The 5,776-nt window shown below is 43.5% G+C and carries 3 protein-coding genes and 1 pseudogene; all 4 read left to right on the forward strand.

Annotated features, from left to right (window positions below; all coding sequences use genetic code 11):
- Positions 1-240: 240 nt before the first annotated feature.
- The 4 genes and pseudogenes from AC805_RS07990 to larC all read left to right on the forward strand — a co-directional run bounded on the left by AC805_RS07990 (position 241) and on the right by larC (position 5,558).
- Positions 241-1,524, forward strand: a complete 1,284-nt coding sequence (locus AC805_RS07990; protein ID WP_055074935.1) for a DnaJ domain-containing protein — start codon at positions 241-243, stop codon at positions 1,522-1,524.
- Between the two features lie 64 nt (positions 1,525-1,588).
- A complete protein-coding gene (gene queG, locus AC805_RS07995; protein WP_055074936.1) occupies positions 1,589-2,566 on the forward strand; it encodes a tRNA epoxyqueuosine(34) reductase QueG in 978 nt (325 codons plus the stop codon).
- A 103-nt stretch (positions 2,567-2,669) separates the two neighbouring features.
- The gene (locus AC805_RS08000; RefSeq protein ID WP_055074937.1) at positions 2,670-3,764 is read left to right on the forward strand and encodes a pentapeptide repeat-containing protein; all 1,095 of its coding nucleotides are present in this window, start codon (positions 2,670-2,672) and stop codon (positions 3,762-3,764) included.
- 400 nt (positions 3,765-4,164) lie between these two features.
- Positions 4,165-5,558: pseudogene (larC, locus tag AC805_RS27305) on the forward strand (nickel pincer cofactor biosynthesis protein LarC).
- Positions 5,559-5,776: the final 218 nt, after the last annotated feature.

The raw sequence follows: 5,776 nt of genomic DNA on the forward strand, positions 1-5,776 counted from the left end.
CTTGGGCTTTATGTCCTAATACACTTGGCGACAGCTTGAGAAATTAGTAATTAGTAATTACGAATCGTCTTTATAATTTGACAATTATTTCTGAATTTTCACTGTTTTATCTCTAGAAAATATATGATTGTCGAGATCATACCTGTATTATTAGTGGGTAAGCTATCATTACTTATCTGGTTTAGAAACTCTTAAAGCCTGAAAGCTCTTTTCTGAGTAGCGCAACGCCGAGGATAGATTGTGGAACATCCAAAGACATTTCGTATAGATCGCGGCATCGGTCAATATGACTTTAACGATTATTACGCTGTATTGGGCTTACCATTAACAGCTGAATCTTCCCTTGTGCGTAGACGATACCTCTTAATTGCCAAGTGCTTGCACCCCGATGTTCATGGGCGATCGAATTCCGAAAAGCAAGTAGCAACTCAATATTTATCCAAATTAGTTAACCCAGCCTATAATGTGCTGTCCCAAGAGCGCGAGCGGACTGAGTATTCAGCAATCTTAAAATTGCTGGGTAAGCGGTTGATGAAACGCAATCAAAAATTTTCTCCACAATCAGACATAGCTAAAAAATATTTAGTTTCATCTAAAGAGGTAAATTACGAACAAGCAGTTCAAGAAATAGCAAAAGTTCAGTATCAGAATTTAGAACAAGCTTTAGAAAACATTGGTTTACTGAGCGAACTAAATTTAGTCCATATTTTGTTGCAAGAGGGTTACAGTCATTCCTCTAATCCCGTAGTTAATACTGGCCTTAAACCTCCTATTGCCCCTCCTCCTAATCCTAGCATTAACCATCACGCCACCAGCAATCCAAATGGTAATACAGGCAATACAGGCATTAATGCGGGAGTGCGACCAAGCTATGCCAGTGGCAATGCCTACCAAATGCGGAGTGATTCTTTGCGGAATGCTAGCAATACAGATAATACCAGTGGTAATACTAGCGGCAATACCAGTGGTAATACGGCGGCGAGAAGTGCCAGTAATATGGGTAATACCAGCGGTAACACTAGTGGCAATACTAGCGGCAATACGGCGGCGAGAAGTGCTAGTAATATGGGTAACACTAGCGGCAATACGGCGGCGAGAAGTGCCAATCAAGCCAGCAACAGTCAGTCCCAACGCCAAAACCAAACTGGCAATGCGAACCAAGATGGCAGCAAGGAGACTAATGATGCAGCAATTAAGCAGTACATTCGTCAAGCTGAAAGCTACATCAATCAAAAATTATGGACATCAGCGTTAAAAGAATTGCGGAGTGCCATTCAACTTGATTGCAATAATAGTAAGTGCCACGCATTGTTAGGGCTTGTGTATATGAATCAAAAGTTATCAGGCATGGCTAAAGTGAGTTTTCAGCAAGCCTTGAAACTAAATCCTAACGAGCCTCTGGCAAATCAATATATCGATCAAGTTGGTGGGACAAGTTCTGCTGCTGCAAATCCAGCAAAACCAGATCCTAAAGCCAAAAATGACAAGAAAAGTGGATTTTTTGGTTGGTTAGGTGGTGGTTAGTGGTGGTGAGTTGCCGATCGCCGTTGGCTCTGTCGATTAGCCGATTAGCCAATTAGTCGATATTATGGAGAATTTGTCACAAGCAGAAATTAAACAGGCGATTCAACAAAAAGCGATCGCCCTCGGTTTTAGCAAAGTTGGTATTGCCAGAGCCGAGTCTGGGATTGAGGCAGAACGTTTGCAAGCATGGCTCAAACTCGGATATCAAGCAGATATGGATTGGATGGCAAATCCTAAACGGCAGGATATTACAGCGGTGATGCCAGGGGTAAAGTCAGTCATTTGCGTGGCTCTGAATTACTACACTCCAAACCAACATTCTAGCAATCGCCAGATCGGTAAAATTTCCCGCTATGGCTGGGGAAGGGACTATCACAAGGTTTTGACGAAGAAGCTTAAAGCTCTCGCCACTTGGCTCACGGCGCAAGGGGAAGACATTCAAACTCGTTATTATGTAGATACGGGACCAATTGCCGAAAAAGCCTTGGCACAGAGAGCAGGCATCGGTTGGATTGGGAAGCATAGCAATGTGATTACCCGCGACTATGGTTCTTGGTTATTTTTGGGAGAATTACTAACTAATCTGGAGATCGAGCCCGATCGCCCCCATACCGATCACTGCGGTACTTGTACGCGCTGTATCGATGCCTGTCCGACGGGAGCGATCGCTCAGCCCTTTGTGGTTGATGCCAATCGCTGCATCGCTTTCCATACAATTGAAAATAGGTCAGAACAGATCCCCGAAGCGATCGGTGCTAATTTACAAAATTGGGTAGCTGGATGTGATATCTGCCAAGATGTTTGTCCTTGGAATCAACGTTTTGCTCAAGAGACTTTGGAAACTGATTTTCAACCTTTCCCTCACAATCTCAATCCGCAGTTAACAGATTTAGCAAATATGACTGACGAGCAATGGAATCAAAATTTTACGGGGTCAGCATTGAGAAGGATTAAACGCGATCGCTGGCAACGAAATGCTCAAACTGTTATCCATAATGTTGTCAATAATTTAGACAGTAATTTAGACAGTAATCCCACATGATTTCCTCAAGTTCTTGGATCTGCGCCATTTGGCTTGTCTAGATTTATCTGGAAAAACAGCTTAAATTAGAAGCATGTCTAAACATCAATTTGAGTAAATCATTTTGGCCGATCTAAGAATTGTTCGACATATTAAAGATGGTGCTGAGCATTGGAATACTTGGCGCGATAGCACCGATCTCGCCGAGATCGATTTACAAAAGGTTGATTTGTCCTCGTTGAAACTCAGAGGCATCAACTTAAGCGAAACCAACTTGAGTAGGGTGAACTTTAGTCGCACCGATTTAACTCAAGCCAATCTATCACGGGCGATTTTACAGGAAACAGTTTTTGTGAATGCTAACTTGCAGGGGGCAAATCTGAGCCGAGCCTTGATCCATCAGGTTAACTTCAATCAAGCCAATCTCCAAGACGTTAACCTTACAAACACAGATCTGCGATCGCTAGAACTACGCGGCATCAATCTCGGTGCAGCGAATCTCAGTGGTGCTGACCTAAGGGGGGTAAATCTGAGTGGGGGTAGTTTTAAAAATATTGACTTTAGTGGCGCAAACCTCAGTGGCGCAAACCTTCAGAATGCTGATTTTGGTGGCGCAAACTTAAGTAATGCCAATTTAAGTAACGCCAAAATGAGCCGTGTCAAAATGAGAGGAGCGCTACTAACTCGCGCCAATTTATGGGGAGCCTCCCTTGATTTTGCCGACATTAGTATGGCTGGCTGTCTGATGGCGAATTTTAGCGAGACAATCTTAAACAAGGCAATTTTAAATAAAGCCAATCTTGGGGGCGCTATTTTTAGTGGAGCCCAAATGGTTGGGGCGGAGTTGTGCAATGCATTTTTAAGTGATGCTTCTCTGAGCATGGCGAACCTGACTAAGGCTAATCTCAGCGAAGCCGATCTCAGTTATGCCTATTTGTTTAGAGCAATTTTGTCGAATTCCATCTGTATCGAAACTAAATTTCGCAATGCCGAGATGCAGGAAGTTGATTTAAGTATGGCATTTCTCAAAAAAGCAAATTTTGCGATCGCGAATTTACAAAGGGCATATTTTGGGGGTGCAGATTTGAGTGAAGCCGTCTTGATCGGAGCCAACTTAACGCAGGCAAATCTAACTAATGCAAATTTAACTAATATAGTTACGGAGAGCACCATTTGGACAGATGCAAATCTGCAAGGAGCGATCGGATTCTCTCCTTAATTTATACAAATTCACAAAAGTGTGGCAACACTTTTGTGAATTAAAAACTAAACCCAGTAAGATTTTGAGATTCCCAAAATGGCAACGCCATTTTGGGAATTGGGATTATACCAATTCACGAAAGTGTGGCAACACTTTTGTGAATTAAAAACTAAACCTAGTAAGGGTTTTAAGTAAAGAAATGGCGGAGCCATTTCTTTGTTTGGTAAGTAGCTAGGCATAAGTAAACTTAAAACCTAGAAGAGCGTACCGCCCGCTACGCGGGCGGTACGCTCTCTGATTTTGGTTTTTAATTATGCCTAGCTACTTATTAACGTTAATACTGGTGGCGATAGCTATCAATGCTAGGATCCTGAGAGGCGAAATATTTGATAAATTTATCGACTCTACAGGTATTTTCATGGGACGTGTGGCATATTTAGATTGTCCAACAGGTATCGCTGGTGATATGTGCTTGGGAGCGCTGGTAAGTGCAGGTGTCCCCTTAGCTTACCTACAGGAGGTCGTTCACAAATTAGGACTCGATCGCGAAGTCAAGTTATGGACAGAATCTGTTTTTCGTGGTGGCATTACCGCAACGAAATTACATGTCGAATTACTAAACCAATTAGTAAACAATGGTGGTAGCGAGCCTCCCACGGTTGAGTTAAGTCAGGAGCATTCCCACGCTCATCACGATCGTGGAGAGCATAGCCCTAGTTCCCATAGTCAAAGTTCCCATAGTCAAAGTTCCCATAGTCATGAATCGCATTCTCATTTACCCGATGCTGATCATGAATCTTCCCATCATAAACATTCTCCTCAAGGGCATCGGCACTTACCTGATATTAATAAAATTATTCGCGAGGCAAAGCTACCAAAACAGGTTGAAGAATGGAGCCTCGCTACCTTTAAAGCATTAGCGATCGCCGAGGGAGCCGTCCACAACATTGCCCCCGAAGCCGTCCATTTTCATGAAGTAGGAGCGCTGGATGCGATCGTCGATATTGTCTGTACCTGTGCGGGATTTGCTTGGTTAGATATTGAACAAATCTACTGTTCGGCTTTACCTGCGGGTGGTGGCTATGTGGATTGCGATCATGGCAAGATGCCCGTACCCGCGCCTGCCACATTAAAGCTATGGGAATTGCATGGGGTCATCACCTTTGACAATGGCATCAGGAAAGAATTAGTTACGCCCACAGGAGCAGCGATCGCCGTTACCCTCTGTGAAAAATTCGGTGAAGTTCCCTTCATGGAAATCCAAAAAGTAGGTATGGGAGCGGGTACGAGGGATTTAGAAATTCCGAATGCTCTACGTTTATGGGTGGGTGAGGTTAAAAAAAAAGCTTAAATCTTGAGAATAAACCTACTATCCAAACGGAAACGATCGCGATCCTCGAAACTCAAGTAGATGACATGACTGCCCAAGCGATCGCCTACACGATGGAGCAACTATTTCATCATGGCGCTTTGGATGTCTATACCCAAGCGATCGGCATGAAAAAATCCCGCAGCGGCATCCTAATTACCGTCCTCTGTCCCTGCGATCGACAGGATATTTGCGAACAAGTTCTCTTTCGAGAAACGAGTACCCTCGGCATTCGATATCGTTTACAAGAGCGTAAAATTCTCGGTCGGGAAATCCATGAAGTAGAAACGGTATATGGTAAAGCGAGAGTAAAAATTGCCCAGCGCCATGACTTTCGGACAATCCAGCCAGAATATGAGGATTGCGCGAACCTAGCCCGCTTGCAAAATGTTCCTTTATTAACAGTTCAAGAAGCCGTCAGACAAGCAGCACAGGAAATCTGAAAAAGACTACCAATTTATACCAAATCACAAAATGGCGTAGCCATTTTGTGATTTTAAAAATCCTACTGGGTTTGGTTTTCAATTCCCAAAAGTGTGGCTATATAGCTGTCGCCAATTGTACTAGGACATAAACCCGAAGAATTGACTGGCGGCGCTTCGCGCCGCCAGTCAATTCTTCGGGTTTGATTTGTCCTAAGTCAAGTGACTGTAGCTATACT

This window comes from Pseudanabaena sp. 'Roaring Creek', from assembly GCF_001402795.1.
Classification (GTDB): domain Bacteria; phylum Cyanobacteriota; class Cyanobacteriia; order Pseudanabaenales; family Pseudanabaenaceae; genus Pseudanabaena.

What these genes read in the sequence shown, in the direction of transcription:
- queG (WP_055074936.1), top strand. Translation starts at nt 1,589, where the DNA reads ATGGAGAATTTGTCACAAGCAGAAATTAAACAGGCGATTCAACAAAAA.